The organism is Aeromonas sp. ASNIH8, from assembly GCF_002919855.1.
GTDB lineage: Bacteria > Pseudomonadota > Gammaproteobacteria > Enterobacterales > Aeromonadaceae > Aeromonas > Aeromonas caviae.
On the sequence record NZ_PQLN01000011.1, the window covers coordinates 13,080 to 26,868 of the forward strand.

Consider the following 13,789-nt stretch of genomic DNA (forward strand, 5'->3'; position numbering starts at 1 on the left):
CCGCCCTTTTCAATCAGCAAACGGGAGGCTGAATGGCTCACATACTGGTCATCGACGACGAGGCGGCCATCCGCCGTTTTTTGCGGATCAGCCTGATCGCCGAAGGACATCAGGTGAGTGAGGCGGTCGGCGTCACCGAGGGGATGGCGCAGTATCGCCACCTCAACCCCGACCTGGTGATCCTGGATCTGGGCCTGCCGGACGGTGATGGCATCCAAATCCTGCACGCCATCCGCGAGCACCACGCCAATCCCGTGCTGGTGCTCTCGGCGCGGGACTCGGAGCAGGAGAAGGTGCGGCTGCTGGATGCGGGGGCCAACGACTACATGAGCAAGCCGTTCGGCGTCGGGGAGATGATGGCCCGTATCCGGGTGCTGCTGCGCCAGCGGGTCGGCGCCACCAGCGGCGAATGCCGCCACTTCCCCCAGTGTGGCCTGACCCTGGACAGCAGCAGCCACAAAGTCACCCTGCAGGGCGAGGAGATCCCCCTCTCCCGCAAGGAGTTCGCCCTGTTGCAGGCGCTGGTGTGCCACCCCGGCAAGCTGGTACAACAGACCCAGCTGCTCATCGACATCTGGGGACCGAGCCACAAGGAAGATACCCACTACCTGCGCATCGTCATCGCCAGCCTGCGCAAGAAGCTGGGAGATAACCCCCAGCAACCCACCCTGATCGAAACTGAAGCCGGCATCGGCTACCGTTTTATCGGCAGCTGATGTTTCACGTGGAACGACGCCAACCGCAGCACAAGGCCAGCAGACCGCATCCCCCGAGCAGCAGCCCGAGATCCTGCAAGCTGGCGGCAACCGCCAACCCCAGGCTGAGCAACAGGTAGTAACCGAGCCCGAACAGGGCCCCGGCACTGCCCGCCACCTCCCGATAGGCCAGCAGCGCCTGGCTCAGCACATTGGGGATCGCTAGCCCGAACGCCACCACCACCCCCATCATGGGCAGCAGGAACCAGAGCGAAGTCTGACTGGCCCACACCAGCCAGCCGGACCCCAGCGCCAACGCGGCAGCGAGCCGGATCAACGAGGCAGGCGACCAGTCATGCCCCAGCAGGCGCTTGTTGAGCAGGCTGCCCCCCAGGGTCGCCAGCGCCAGCACGATGCCGGAGTAACCGAACTCCCCCGCACTCAACCCCAGCCCGGCAAACAGAAAGGGAGCCAGGCTGTAGTAGCCAAACAGCATGGTGTTGAACAGCGCTACCAGTGCGGCGCTGCGCCACAAGGCTGCATCACGCGCCATCCGTTGTGCCAGCGGCCAGAGTGCCACCCGCTGGGTGATGGCCGGCCGGGTTTCCGGCAGTTGCCAGCAAGTGACCAGCAGCAATCCGACTGCCAACACCAGCAGGGCGCTGAATACCCCCAGATAGCCGAACCCGCTCGCCAACTGGCCGCCGCTCACCAGCCCCAGCACCGGACTGAGGGAGAGTGCGATGCCCATCACCGAAAAGACCCGCGCCAGATCGCTGCCCTGATAGCTGTCGCGCAGCATGGTCTGGGTCACCACGGAACCCACGGCGGCGCCGAAGGCCGCGATGACCCGGGCCAGCAGCAGGGTTTCAAATTGAGTGGCCAGCAACGCCAGCAGGGTGCCGGCGCCATAGGTCAGCAACCCCGCCAGCATGGCGGGACGCCGCCCGATGAGATCGCACACTCGGCCCCAGCAGACCACGCCCGCCGCAAACGCCAGAAAATAGACCGACAGGGTCTGGGACGCCTGCCCCTCGCTCACCCGAAACTCAGTGGCGATATGGGTCAGCACCGGGCTGTAGATGGTCTCCACTATCTGGGGAAACATCATCAATCCGACCACCAGCCAGCGCGGTGGCAACCTGTTGTTCATGACACACCTCCTTCACAAGAGGTCGCCATTCTAGAGAGGGATAACTTGTCCGATTACAATAAGGCGGACTATAAACAGCAAGAATCGGACACATGGCCTTTATTCTTCCCGATCACCCCTTTGATCCGGACCAGCACGACGGCAGCGCCATCGGTATTGCCGCCGCCCTCGGCTGGCACGACTCCGGCCGCCATCAGCACCAGCGCCACCAGCTGCTGTTCGCCCAGGCAGGCTGCATGACCATAGAGCTGGACGATCAGGTCTGCCTGCTGCCGCCGACGCGAGCAGCCTGGTTGCCAGCAGGCCTGCCCCACCGGGTATTGATGCGCGGGGTAGTGGCCTATCGCTCCCTCTACTTCCAGCCGGAGCCCGCGTTGCCAAACGAGATGGCGGTGCTGACGGTCAACCCGCTGCTGCGGGAGATCATCGAGCGGATGGCGCTCTGGCCCTGGGACAAGCCGGAAGCAGAGCAAACCTGCACACTGGCATTATTGAAAGAAGAGCTGGCGCAAGCGCCGCGGGAATCCTGGCAGTTGCCGCTGCCGTCAGACGGGCGTCTGATCGGCTGGCTGCAGGAGATAAAGCGGGGTGACACCCTGCCCGATCGGCTCAACCGGCTGGCCGAGCGGGTGGGTGCCAGCGACAAGACCATAGGCCGCATCTTCATGCGGGAGACCGGTATGAGCTACCAGGCCTGGCGCCAGCAGTGGCGACTGCTTCGGGCCATGGAACTGCTGGCCGAAGCCGAGCCCATCAGCCGGGTGGCCGCTGCGCTGGAGTTCGCCAGCGACAGCGCCTTCATCGCCTTCTTCAGGCAGCACACGGGGCAGACCCCCTTGCGCTACCTCAACTCTCGGGGTGAGTCGCATCGGCCGAACTCGCCTCCACCACCAGGGTCTCCAGGGCCAGCGGCTTGAGGTTGTGGATGGCCTCTGCCACCACGTCATGGGAGGCCTGCTGCTGCAAGGCCAGCATCTCCTGTTGCAGGGCGGCGCTGTCCAGCTCGGGTCTGGGGTTCTCGGCGGCCATGGCATTCAGGCTCAGGCTGCTGGCAATCAGGGTAGCGATCAGGATCTTCATCTGGCGTGCTCCGGTGTGGTTGAGATGACCAGATAGCTATTCCAATAGTTGTGCCAGATTTATAACAGCATGATTTTATTGATATAAATAATTTTTTGATGCTGCCACCCCCCTTCCTGAATCGAATATTGGTTATTTTAAAACCTATAAATGGTTTTTTTTACCACCTCCATCATGGCAACCCTGTTCCACGTGAAACGCCCCGTTTTTTTGATCGACACCCGCTTTTGAAGTGAGCTATGGTGCTAGCTCCCCCCTTAACTGACTCTGGATTTGCCACCGAATGGAATTCTCCTTGTTCGGCGAGAAGTTCACTCGCCACGCCGGTATTACCCAACTCATGGACGACCTCAATCAAGGGCTGCTGAATCCCGACGCCATCATGCTGGGAGGCGGCAATCCGGCCCCCATCCCCGCCATGCTGGAACGCTTTCAGGCCGAGGCCAATACCCTGCTCGGCAACGGCGAACTGATCAAGGCCATGGCCAACTACGATGGCCCCCAAGGCAAGGACAGGTTTACCAGGGCGCTGGCCGCCCTGCTCAGCAAGGAGCTGGGCTGGGAGATCTCCGCCCGCAACATCGCCCTGACCAACGGCAGCCAGAACGCCTTCTTCTATCTGTTCAACCTGCTGGCCGGCGAGTTCGCCGACGGTCGCAAGAAGAAGGTGCTGTTCCCCCTGGCCCCCGAATACATCGGCTATGCCGACTCGGCCCTCTCGGACGATCATTTCGTCGCCTACAAGCCCACCATCGAGAAGCTGCCCGACGGCCAGTTCAAATACCACGTGGATTTCGAGAGCCTGCAGGTGGGCGACGACATCGGGGTGATCTGTGTCTCCCGGCCGACCAACCCCACCGGCAACGTGCTCACCGACGAGGAGATCGAGCACCTCGATCAGATCGCCCGTGACAAAGGGATCCCGCTGCTCATCGACAATGCCTACGGCGTGCCCTTCCCCGGCATCATCTTCAGCGACGCCAAGCCGTTCTGGAACGCCAACACCATCCTCTGCATGAGCCTCTCCAAGCTCGGCCTGCCGGGCACCCGTTGCGGCATCGTCATCGCCGACGAGAAGATCATCCGGGCCATCACCAACCTGAGCGGCATCATCAATCTGGCGCCGGGCAGCCTGGGTCCGGCCATCACCATTCCGATGATCGAGAGCGGAGATATCATCACCCTGAGCGAACAGGTGGTGAAACCCTTCTACCAGCAGAAAGCCACCTTCGCGGTCCAGCTGCTGCGCGAGGCCATTCCGGATCCGCGCTTCCACATCCACAAGCCGGAGGGTGCCCTCTTCCTCTGGCTCTGGTTCGAAGACCTGCCGATCCACTGCCAGGAGCTGTATGAGCGACTGAAGGCGAAGAACCTGCTGATCGTGCCCGGCCACTACTTCTTCCCCGGCATCGACGACCCCGAGTGGCGCCACAGCCAGGAGTGCATCCGCCTCAACTATGCCCAGAGCGAAGATCTGGTGCGTCGTGGCATCGCCATCCTGGCCGACGAGATCAACGCCCTCTACGCCGGTTGATTCCCCCTTCGGCATGAAAAAAAGAGGCCTGCAGATGCAGGCCTCTTTTCTATCAGGTGGTCAGCGATGTTGTTTAACCGGGCAGTGCCAGCTGATCGGGTTTGCCGATGGGGATGGCACGGGGCTTGAGCGCTTCCGGCAGCTCCCGGGCCAGCTCTATGGTCAGCAGACCGTGCTCCAGCCTGGCCCCCTGCACTTCCACGTGCTGGCTCAGCTTGAAGGCGAGCTCGAAGTCCCGCTCGGCGATCCCCTGATGGAGGAATTGGCGCTCGCCCATGGTGGCGACCTTGCGCCCCTTCACCTTGAGGGTACCGTTTTCGGTCTCCAGCTCCAGCTCATTGCGATCGAAACCGGCCACGGCAACCGTGATGAGGTAGCTGTCGTGATCCCGCTTTTCGATGTTGTACGGGGGGTAGGCCGAGGTCTTCTGATCGAACAGGCCTTCCAGCTCGCGGGCCATCCGCTCGAAGCCGACGGCATTGGAATAGAGATGAGAAAAATCGAGGTTACGCATGATCCTATCCTTCTATAAAGCAACAGGGTTTACTCTCCACGGGCCCGCCATCGGCACCCGGGAAACATCAGCAATGCAACGAGGTCAGGCTGTCAGCCGTTGATCTCGATCTTGCGGGGCTTCATCGCCTCGGGCACTTCGCGCACCAGGTCGATGTGCAGCAGACCGTTCTTCAGGTCGGCCCCCTTCACCCGCACATAGTCGGCCAGCTGGAAGCGACGCTCGAAGCCGCGTTCGGCAATGCCTTGGTAGAGGTAGTTGCGCTCGGTGTCGGCCTGCTTGCTGCCCTTCACCGTCAGCAGATTTTCCTGGAAGCTCAGCTCCAGCTCTTCCTGGGTAAAGCCCGCCACCGCCATGCTGATGCGGTAGTCGCTGTCACCCAGCTGCTCGATGTTGTAGGGGGGATAGCCGGCATTGCCATTGCTGGCGGCAGATTCGATGAGAGTGGCCAGACGATCGAAACCGATGGCAGAACGATAGAGCGGAGAAAAGTCGATAGAACGCATAGTATTACCCTCTTGTGAGCGATAACGGATTGTTTGCCCTCCTGATGGACGGGCGCCTGGTCGAAACCTCTGTCGAGCGTTCCGGCCTTGTTATCTATATAGGGGCCAGCATTTGGCTTTCAAGGGGTAAAAACAAAAGAAATGCAGGCCATCAAGAATGGCCCGATTAGATCGATAATAGGCCTGCGGGCCACTCATGATCCGTCCCTCATCCCTCCATACTGGCCGTGTCCCCAACGAGAAACTGGAGCACGCCATGAAGATTACCCAGGTTCGCAACGCCACCCTGCTCATCCACTACGCAGGAACCCGCTTCCTCATCGACCCCATGCTGGCCCCCAAGGGGAGCTATCCCGGCTTCGAAGGCATGGCCAACAGCCATCTTCGCAACCCCCTGGTCGAGCTGCCGCTGCCCATGGCGACCCTGCTGGAGGTGGATGCGGTGATTGTCACCCATGACCATCTGGATCACTGGGACGATGTCGCGAAAGCGAAGATCCCCAGGCACCTTCCCCTGTTTGTGCAGCATCAGAAAGATGCCGACACCATGAGGAGATGCGGCTTCGAGGATGTGCGCCTGCTGGGCGAGGTCGGCGAGTTCGCCGGCATCCGCCTGCAACAGACGGCAGGCCGGCACGGCAGCGATACCATCATGGCCCTGCTGGGGGATCGCCTTGGCGAGGTCAGCGGAGTGGTCTTCTCCCATCCCGCCGAAAAGACCCTCTATCTGGCTGGCGACACCGTCTGGAATGCCCAGGTTGAACAAGCGCTGCACCGGCACCAACCCGAGGTTGTCGTCCTCAACTGCGGTGATGCCCAGGTGACGGGTCTGGGCGCCATCATCATGGGCAAGGAGGATGTGGCCGCCGTCTATCAGGCCGCCCCGCAGGCCACCCTGATCGCCAGCCACATGGAGGCGGTCAATCATGCCCTGCTGTCCCGGCGGGAGCTGCGCGACTACCTGGACAGCCAGGGGATGGCCGCCCGGGTAAGGGTGCCCGAGGATGGCGACACCATGGTGCTCTGAGCGAGGGGCCGGGCACCACATGGCTCTTCGGCTTTCTGTTGCTGCCCCGTATGATGAGGATCCGAGTGCAAAGGAGTTTGCCACCATGCCCCGTCCCCTCATCGTCGCCGTCATCACCTTCGATCGCTTCAGCCCCTTTCACTGCTCGGTGCCCTGCCTCATCTTTGGCGACAAGATGATGCCGGGCCAGTCGTTGTTCGAGCTGAGACTCTGCGCCGGGGATGACACGCGGCAACCCGCCTCCTCCCAGGGCTTTCGCATGGAGGCCGACTATGGCCTGGAGGGTCTGCTGGAGGCGGATATCATCATCATCCCCTTCTGGCGCGATCCGGCCGAGCGCCCCGCCCAACCCTTGCTCGATGCCCTGGTTGCCGCCCGGATCAGGGGAGCCCAGATCGTGGGGCTCTGTCTCGGTACCTATGTGCTGGCCTATGCCGGCCTGCTGGACGGGCGCGGTGCCGCCACCCACTGGGAATTTGAACAGGAGTTCGTCCAGCGCTTCCCCCGGGTGCGGCTCGATACCAATGCCCTCTACGTCGACGACGACGGGCTCATCACCTCGGCTGGCACCGCCGCCAGCCTGGACTGCTGCCTCTATCTGGTTCGCCAGCATCACGGCAGCCAGATTGCCAACAAGCTGGCCAGGCGGCTGGTGGTACCTCCCCACCGGGAGGGTGGCCAGGCCCAGTTCATCGAGCAGCCGGTACCCGCCACCACCCGGGATGCCAGGATCAACCAGCTGTTCGATCACCTTCGCCTGCACCTGGCCGCGCCCCACACCCTGGACAGCCTGGCGGAACATTGCATGATGAGCCGACGCACCTTTAGCCGCCGCTTCCAGCTCGCCACCGGTCTCTCCCTCGGGGAGTGGCTGATGTCGGAGCGCCTGCGCCGCAGCCAGACGCTGCTGGAGTCCAGCTCCCACACCGTGGAACGCATCGCCGAACTGGTGGGGCTCGGGTCTGCCACCATCTTGCGCAAGCACTTTCGCACCCGCTTCGGGGTGTCGCCGCGGGAGTGGCGCCGCACCTTTCGCGGTGACAGAGTCTAGGTCTCACATGTTTCACGTGGAACGCGCCCTTTTCCTTGCCCCAGAAAACAAAAAGCCGCTCACGAGGAGCGGCTTTTGATGGTTGTCGGACCGTCTGTTAGACGTCGAGGTTGGCAACCCGCAGGGCGTTGGTCTCAATGAAGTCGCGACGGGGCTCTACGGCGTCACCCATCAGGGTGGAGAAGAGCTGGTCGGCGCCGACTGCGTCGTCGATGGTGACGCGCAGCATGCGACGGGCTTCCGGATCCATGGTGGTTTCCCACAGCTGCTCCGGGTTCATCTCCCCCAGCCCTTTATAGCGCTGGATGTAGATGCCACGCTTGCCTTCGCCCATCAGCCACTCGACCGCTTCAACGAAGCTGGCGACCGGCTTCACCTTCTCGCCACGCTTGATGTAACCGCCTTCCTCGATCAGGTTGGCGATCTCCTTGCCCAGGGAGACCAGCTGACGGTACTCGGAGGATTGCAGGAAGTCATAGCTCAGCGGATATTCACGGTCGACCCCGTGCTGGCGTACCACGGCGTGGGGCACGAACAGGCTGCGCTCCTCGTCGCGGCGTACCTGCATCTGGTACTGGATACCGTGGTTGCTCTCGTTGAGCACGGCTTCCATGCTCTGGCACCAGGTCTGCAGATCGCTCTCGCTGGCCAGCAGGGTTTCGTTCAACTCAGGCTGATAGATCAGCTGGGTCAGCACGGCTTCCGGGGCGCGGCGGGACATGCGGGTGATGAGGTGAGTCACGGAGCGATGCTGGTTGACCAGACGCTCCAGCGCCTCGCCACCGATGGCCGGGGCAGACTCGTTGACGTGCAGGGTCGCACCGTCCAGCGCCATGGCGGTCTGGTACTGCAACAATGCGTCTTCGTCTTTCAGGTACTGCTCCTGTTTGCCCTTCTTCACCTTGTAGAGCGGCGGCTGGGCGATGAAGACATAGCCACGCTCGATGATTTCCGGCATCTGACGATAGAAGAAGGTCAGCAGCAGGGTACGGATGTGCGCACCATCGACGTCCGCATCCGTCATGATGATGATGTTGTGATAGCGCAGCTTGTCCGGGTTGTACTCGTCGCGACCGATGCCACAGCCCAGAGCGGTGATCAGGGTGCCCACCTCCTGGGAGGAGATCATCTTGTCGAAACGGGCCTTCTCCACGTTCAGGATTTTACCCTTGAGGGGCAGGATGGCCTGGTTCTTCCGGTTGCGACCCTGCTTGGCGGAGCCGCCAGCAGAGTCCCCTTCCACGATGTAGAGTTCGGAGAGCGCCGGGTCTTTCTCCTGACAGTCCGCCAGCTTGCCGGGCAGACCGGCGATATCCAGCGCGCCCTTGCGGCGGGTCAGTTCGCGGGCCTTGCGGGCCGCTTCACGGGCACGGGCCGCATCGATGATCTTGTTGACCACGATCTTGGCGTCGCCCGGGTTTTCCAGCAGGAAGTCGGCCAGCTTCTCACCCATCGCCTGTTCCACGGCGGTCTTCACTTCGGACGAGACCAGCTTGTCCTTGGTCTGGGAGGAGAACTTAGGGTCAGGCACCTTGACGGAGATAACGGCAATCAGACCTTCACGGACGTCGTCACCACTGGCGGCGGACTTGGCCTTCTTGCTGTAGTCCTCCTTGTCCATGTAGTTGTTCAGCGTCCGGGTCAGCGCGGTACGGAAGCCCACCAGGTGGGTACCGCCATCCCGCTGCGGAATATTGTTGGTGAAGCAGTAGACCCCTTCCTGATAGGCGTCGTTCCACTGCATGGCGACTTCGACACCGATTCCGTCCTGCTCTGTGGTGAAGTGGAACACCTTGGGGTGGATCGGGGTCTTGTTCTGGTTCAGGTACTCGACGAAGGCCTTGATGCCCCCTTCGTAGCAGAAGTGCGCCTCGCGGCCATCACGCTCGTCCATCAGACGGATGGAGACGCCGGAGTTGAGGAAGGAGAGCTCGCGCAGACGCTTGGCCAGGATCTCGTAGTGGAACAGGGTGTCGCTGAAGATGGTCGGGCTCGGCCAGAAGCGAACTTCGGTCCCGGTGCCAGTGCTGTCACCAATCTGCTTGAGCGGTGCCTGCGGCTCGCCCAGGTGATAGGTCTGCTCGTAGACATGACCGTTGCGGCGGATGGTCAGCAGCAGCTTGTCGGAAAGCGCGTTCACCACGGAGACGCCCACACCGTGCAGACCGCCGGACACCTTGTAGGAGTTGTCATCGAATTTGCCGCCGGCGTGCAGCACGGTCATGATGACTTCAGCGGCCGAACGACCCTCTTCCGGGTGGATGTCCACCGGAATGCCGCGACCGTTGTCGCGCACGGAGACGGAGCCGTCGGAATGGATCTTGACCTGGATATCGGAGCAGTAGCCAGCCAGAGCCTCGTCGATGGAGTTGTCGACGACCTCGAACACCATGTGGTGCAGGCCCGATCCATCGTCCGTATCGCCGATATACATCCCCGGGCGCTTGCGGACCGCATCCAGACCCTTGAGCACCTTGATATTCGAGGAGTCGTAAGTATTTTCACTCATAGCTTACTCTCTGCCTTCTCTAACGTTTCGGAGATCTTGCCTTGTTCCACGTGGAACAGCTTGCAGTCACTCGCATCCATCATGTCTGCGAGCTGACCGGTATCGATGGCGGTGATGAACACCTGGGACGCGCACTGCTTCAGCCTTGCAGCCAGCAGACGACGTTTGTCGACATCCAGTTCAGAGGCAAAATCATCAATTAAAAAAATACAGCCGCGGCTGCTATGTTGATTCAAATAGAGCCCTTGGGCCAGCCGCATGGCACAGACCAGCAACTTCAGCTGACCCCTGGACAAAATATCCTGCGCGGGGACACCGTTCGCCTTGAGCCGCACGTCCGCCTTCTGCGGACCGACCCCAGTGTACCCCAGCGAACGATCCCGTTCGAACCCCGCCTCCAGCAATGCGTCGAGGGGAGTGTCTTTTTCCCAGCCTCGATAGAATCCAAGACTGATATCGAACTCCGGCAGAAAATCTGCGGTCATCTCCTTGATCAGGGGCGTAATGGCCTGACAATAACTGGCGCGAAACCCCGCCAGCTCGCCGCCCAGTCGCACCAGCTCCTGATCCCAGAACGCCAGTTGACGATACTGGGTGCTCTGGCGCAGCAAGGCATTGCGCTGCTTCAACAGCCGACGCACCCGCCCCCAGAGGGAGAAGAAGGTCGGCTCCTGATGGAAAACACCCCAGTCGAGCCAGGCCCGGCGAGCCTGGGGCCCACCGGTCAGCAGGCTGAAACCATCGGGGTGGATCAACTGTACCGGCAACAGCTCCGCCAGATCGGCCAGGCGCTGGGCCTGGGCACCGGCGATCTTGAGCTGGGTTTCGCCCCCCTTGTCCTTGGCAAGCCCGATGGGCACCTGACGCCCCTCCAGCTCGCACTGGGCAAACAGGGTAAAGGCCCGCTCGCCCTGGCGGATGACCCGCCCGGTCAAATGGGTACGAAACGAGCGGCCGAGACCAAGGTAATGAATGGCTTCCAGCACGCTGGTCTTGCCGCTGCCGTTGCTCCCGACCAGGATATTGAGGCCGGGAGACAGCGCGAGATTGGCGTGCTGAATGTTGCGAAAGTCGCTGAGCTGGAGTTTGACCAGGGACACGACTAGATCCGCATCGGCATCACCACATACTGGGCATCTTGGTTCTCAAAATCCTCAATAATGGCGCTGCTGATGGAATCGCTCAGGCTGATCCGGATTTGGTCACATTTTAACGTATTCAACACGTCCAGCACATAGGAGACGTTGAAGCCGATCTCCATCTCGCCAGCGGCGTATTGTACGTCAAGCAGCTCTTCGGCTTCTTCCTGTTCCGGGTTGTTGGCGGTGATGCGCAGCAGGTTTTCCTGCAGATTGAGACGCACCCCACGGAATTTCTCGTTGGAGAGGATGGCGGCACGGGCAAAGGCCTGGCGCAGATCCTCGCGACCGGCGATCAGGGCCTTGTCGCTCCCCCTCGGGATGACGCGGCGCCAGTCCGGGAAACGGCCATCCACCAGCTTGGAGGTGAAGATGAAGCCATCCAGGGCGGCACGCAGGTTGCTGCGGCCCACTTGCAGCCGTACCGGCTTGTCTTCCGCTTCCAGCAGGCGCACCAGCTCCAGCACCCCTTTGCGGGGCAGGATGACCTGATGATCGGGCAGCGATTCCGTTACCACTTCGCGGCGGCAGGTGGCCAGCCGGTGACCGTCCGTCGCCACGGTACGCAGGCCGTGGCCCTCGCTCTCGAACAGCATGCCGTTCAGGTAGTAGCGCACGTCCTGGCTCGCCATGGAGAACTGGGTCGCGTCGATGAGTTTTTTCAGCTCCAGCTGGCTGATGTCGAACTCGAGCACGGATTCCCAATCCTCGATGTTCGGGTATTCGGTCGCCGGCAGGGTCGACAGGTTGAAGCGGGAGCGGCCGGAACGGATGATGAGGCGCTCTCCCTCGGTGCTGAGGCGGATCTCCGCCCCCTCCGGCAGACCGCGACAGATGTCCAGCAGCTTGCGCGCCGGCACTGTGGTGCGGCCATCCTGGCTGTCGCTGTTGAGATAGACCTGTCCGATCATCTCCACCTCGAGATCGGTCCCTGTCAGAGACAGCAGGCCATTGCTGACATCGAGCAGGACGTTGCCGAGGATGGGCAGGGTCGGCCGGCCACCCAGGGCACCGGACACCAGTTGCAGGGGACGTAACAGGGCCTCACGGCTAATTTCGAGCTGCATCTGTGCTCTCCGTTGTTATTGGGAGGAAAGGATTCGGATCAGGCTGGAACATGCAATCTGCATCTGTGCACTCCGTTCCGTTATCAGGAAGAAAGGGTACGGATCAGGTTGGAATAATCTTCCTTGATGTCGTGACTCTCTTCCTTCAGCTGCTCGATCTTGCGGCAGGCATGAAGAACCGTGGTGTGGTCACGGCCACCAAAGGCATCCCCTATCTCAGGCAAGCTGTGGTTGGTCAGCTCCTTGGCCAGCGCCATCGCCAGCTGGCGCGGGCGGGCAACGGAACGGGAGCGACGCTTGGAGAGCAGATCCGCCAGCTTGATCTTGTAGTACTCCGCCACCGTCTTCTGGATGTTGTCGATGGTGACCAGCTTCTCCTGCAAGGCCAGGAGATCGCGCAGCGCCTCGCGCACGAAGTCGATGTTGATGGCGCGGCCGGTGAAGTTGGCGTTGGCGATCACCCGGTTGAGGGCGCCTTCCAGTTCACGGACGTTGGAGCGAAGCCGCTTGGCGATGAAGAAGGCCACTTCGTCCGGCAGATGGATCTGGTTCTCGTCCGCCTTGCGCATCAGGATGGCAACCCGGGTCTCCAGCTCCGGCGGCTCGATCGCCACCGTGAGTCCCCAGCCGAAGCGGGACTTGAGACGATCTTCCACCCCGTTGATCTCTTTCGGATAGCGGTCCGAGGTCAGAATGATCTGCTGGTTTCCTTCAAGCAGGGCATTGAAGGTGTGGAAGAACTCCTCCTGGGAGCGTTCCTTGTTGGCGAAAAACTGGATGTCATCGATGAGCAGGGCATCGACGCTACGGTAATAACGCTTGAACTCTTCAATGGCGTTATTCTGCAGCGCCTTCACCATGTCCTGCACGAACCGTTCGGAGTGCATGTAGATGACTTTGGCGTCTTTCTTGCGATCCTTGATGGCATTGCCAACGGCGTGCAACAGGTGGGTCTTGCCAAGGCCGGTGCCGCCATAGAGGAACAGCGGGTTGTAGGCACCACCCGGATTGTCGGCCACCTGACGGGCGGCCGCACGGGCCAGCTGGTTGGACTTACCCTCAACGAAATTCTCGAAGGTATAGTTCACGTTGGTGTTGCTCTTGTGGTTTGGCTCGGGCTTGTTTTCAGCCTTGTTTTCCCAGCTCTTGGGAGAGTTATTCACAGGATCGACACCACGGGCCGGCGCCCTGGCGACCGCGACGGGATGAGGGCGATTGCCGATATCAAAACGCAGGGTGGGAGCGTCGGCTCCGCACAGCTCGTTGATGATGCCGTTGACCCGGAGCAGGTACTTGTCGCGTACCCAGTCCAGAACAAAGCGGTTCGGTGCATACAGGGTCAGAGTATTGTCACTCAACTCCGCTTGAAGCGGCCGGATCCACATGCTGAATTCTGCCGAGGGCAACTCATCTTGCAGCCGGTTAAGGCACTGCTGCCATAGCGAAGCAGTCACTCTAGACTCCCGTCAATTGATTAAGTAAAGACCGGCTATTCTACGTTTTTAGTGGCCGGA

13 protein-coding genes are annotated in these 13,789 nt (G+C 61.4%); 5 read left to right on the forward strand and 8 right to left on the reverse strand.

Annotated elements, in window-relative coordinates:
• Positions 1-32 precede the first annotated feature (32 nt).
• Positions 33-716 (forward strand): response regulator, encoded by a 684-nt coding sequence (locus tag C3418_RS04695; protein ID WP_042879730.1) that lies wholly within the window; start codon positions 33-35, stop codon positions 714-716.
• Positions 717-720: 4 nt separating this feature from the next.
• Here the strand turns inward: C3418_RS04695 and C3418_RS04700 are convergent, their stop codons facing one another.
• Entirely contained in the window at positions 721-1,848 is a 1,128-nt protein-coding gene (locus C3418_RS04700) for a multidrug effflux MFS transporter (RefSeq protein ID WP_103858068.1), read from the reverse strand.
• Between the two features lie 92 nt (positions 1,849-1,940).
• Here C3418_RS04700 and C3418_RS04705 point away from each other — a divergent pair, with 92 nt between their 5' ends.
• Entirely contained in the window at positions 1,941-2,765 is an 825-nt protein-coding gene (locus tag C3418_RS04705; protein ID WP_103858069.1) for a helix-turn-helix transcriptional regulator, read from the forward strand.
• Here the strand turns inward: C3418_RS04705 and C3418_RS04710 are convergent.
• Complete coding sequence (locus tag C3418_RS04710) at positions 2,695-2,928, reverse strand: hypothetical protein (RefSeq protein ID WP_041214189.1); 234 nt, start codon at positions 2,926-2,928, stop codon at positions 2,695-2,697. The two genes, C3418_RS04705 and C3418_RS04710, sit on opposite strands and share 71 nt — an antisense overlap.
• A gap of 283 nt (positions 2,929-3,211) precedes the next feature.
• Here C3418_RS04710 and C3418_RS04715 point away from each other — a divergent pair, with 283 nt between their 5' ends.
• Positions 3,212-4,462 (forward strand): valine--pyruvate transaminase, encoded by a 1,251-nt coding sequence (locus tag C3418_RS04715; RefSeq protein WP_103858070.1) that lies wholly within the window; start codon positions 3,212-3,214, stop codon positions 4,460-4,462.
• A 73-nt stretch (positions 4,463-4,535) separates the two neighbouring features.
• Here the strand turns inward: C3418_RS04715 and C3418_RS04720 are convergent, their stop codons facing one another.
• Complete coding sequence (locus C3418_RS04720) at positions 4,536-4,976, reverse strand: Hsp20 family protein (protein ID WP_010672292.1); 441 nt, start codon at positions 4,974-4,976, stop codon at positions 4,536-4,538.
• A gap of 92 nt (positions 4,977-5,068) precedes the next feature.
• The gene (locus C3418_RS04725; protein ID WP_010672291.1) at positions 5,069-5,482 is read right to left on the reverse strand and encodes an Hsp20 family protein; all 414 of its coding nucleotides are present in this window, start codon (positions 5,480-5,482) and stop codon (positions 5,069-5,071) included.
• 256 nt (positions 5,483-5,738) lie between these two features.
• Between C3418_RS04725 and C3418_RS04730 the strand changes: the two genes are divergently transcribed.
• Both C3418_RS04730 and C3418_RS04735 read left to right on the forward strand, forming a co-directional pair.
• Entirely contained in the window at positions 5,739-6,509 is a 771-nt protein-coding gene (locus tag C3418_RS04730) for an MBL fold metallo-hydrolase (RefSeq protein ID WP_103858071.1), read from the forward strand.
• 85 nt (positions 6,510-6,594) lie between these two features.
• Positions 6,595-7,560: a GlxA family transcriptional regulator gene (locus C3418_RS04735; protein ID WP_103858072.1), complete on the forward strand. Its 966-nt coding sequence runs from the start codon at positions 6,595-6,597 to the stop codon at positions 7,558-7,560.
• 97 nt (positions 7,561-7,657) lie between these two features.
• On the opposite strand, the gene gyrB is transcribed toward C3418_RS04735, so the two are convergent.
• From gyrB to dnaA, 4 genes are all read right to left on the reverse strand, one after another.
• Positions 7,658-10,069: a DNA topoisomerase (ATP-hydrolyzing) subunit B gene (gene gyrB / locus C3418_RS04740; RefSeq protein WP_010672288.1), complete on the reverse strand. Its 2,412-nt coding sequence runs from the start codon at positions 10,067-10,069 to the stop codon at positions 7,658-7,660.
• On the reverse strand, positions 10,066-11,169 hold the full coding sequence (recF, locus tag C3418_RS04745) for a DNA replication/repair protein RecF (RefSeq protein ID WP_103858073.1): 1,104 nt from the start codon (positions 11,167-11,169) through the stop codon (positions 10,066-10,068). The genes gyrB and recF overlap by 4 nt, the downstream gene beginning before the upstream one ends.
• 2 nt (positions 11,170-11,171) lie before the next feature.
• Positions 11,172-12,275: a DNA polymerase III subunit beta gene (dnaN, locus tag C3418_RS04750; RefSeq protein WP_041212068.1), complete on the reverse strand. Its 1,104-nt coding sequence runs from the start codon at positions 12,273-12,275 to the stop codon at positions 11,172-11,174.
• 83 nt (positions 12,276-12,358) lie between these two features.
• Positions 12,359-13,729 (reverse strand): chromosomal replication initiator protein DnaA, encoded by a 1,371-nt coding sequence (gene dnaA / locus C3418_RS04755; protein ID WP_039040645.1) that lies wholly within the window; start codon positions 13,727-13,729, stop codon positions 12,359-12,361.
• Positions 13,730-13,789 lie beyond the last annotated feature (60 nt).

Excerpts from the sequence above, each read along its gene's own strand:
- C3418_RS04710 (WP_041214189.1), bottom strand. The coding sequence starts at position 2,928 with ATGAAGATCCTGATCGCTACCCTGATTGCCAGCAGCCTGAGCCTGAAT.
- C3418_RS04700 (WP_103858068.1), bottom strand. The coding sequence starts at position 1,848 with ATGAACAACAGGTTGCCACCGCGCTGGCTGGTGGTCGGATTGATGATG.
- C3418_RS04725 (WP_010672291.1), bottom strand. The coding sequence starts at position 5,482 with ATGCGTTCTATCGACTTTTCTCCGCTCTATCGTTCTGCCATCGGTTTC.
- C3418_RS04715 (WP_103858070.1), top strand. The coding sequence starts at position 3,212 with ATGGAATTCTCCTTGTTCGGCGAGAAGTTCACTCGCCACGCCGGTATT.
- C3418_RS04735 (WP_103858072.1), top strand. The coding sequence starts at position 6,595 with ATGCCCCGTCCCCTCATCGTCGCCGTCATCACCTTCGATCGCTTCAGC.
- dnaN (WP_041212068.1), bottom strand. The coding sequence starts at position 12,275 with ATGCAGCTCGAAATTAGCCGTGAGGCCCTGTTACGTCCCCTGCAACTG.
- C3418_RS04730 (WP_103858071.1), top strand. The coding sequence starts at position 5,739 with ATGAAGATTACCCAGGTTCGCAACGCCACCCTGCTCATCCACTACGCA.
- gyrB (WP_010672288.1), bottom strand. The coding sequence starts at position 10,069 with ATGAGTGAAAATACTTACGACTCCTCGAATATCAAGGTGCTCAAGGGT.
- C3418_RS04695 (WP_042879730.1), top strand. The coding sequence starts at position 33 with ATGGCTCACATACTGGTCATCGACGACGAGGCGGCCATCCGCCGTTTT.
- C3418_RS04720 (WP_010672292.1), bottom strand. The coding sequence starts at position 4,976 with ATGCGTAACCTCGATTTTTCTCATCTCTATTCCAATGCCGTCGGCTTC.
- C3418_RS04705 (WP_103858069.1), top strand. The coding sequence starts at position 1,941 with ATGGCCTTTATTCTTCCCGATCACCCCTTTGATCCGGACCAGCACGAC.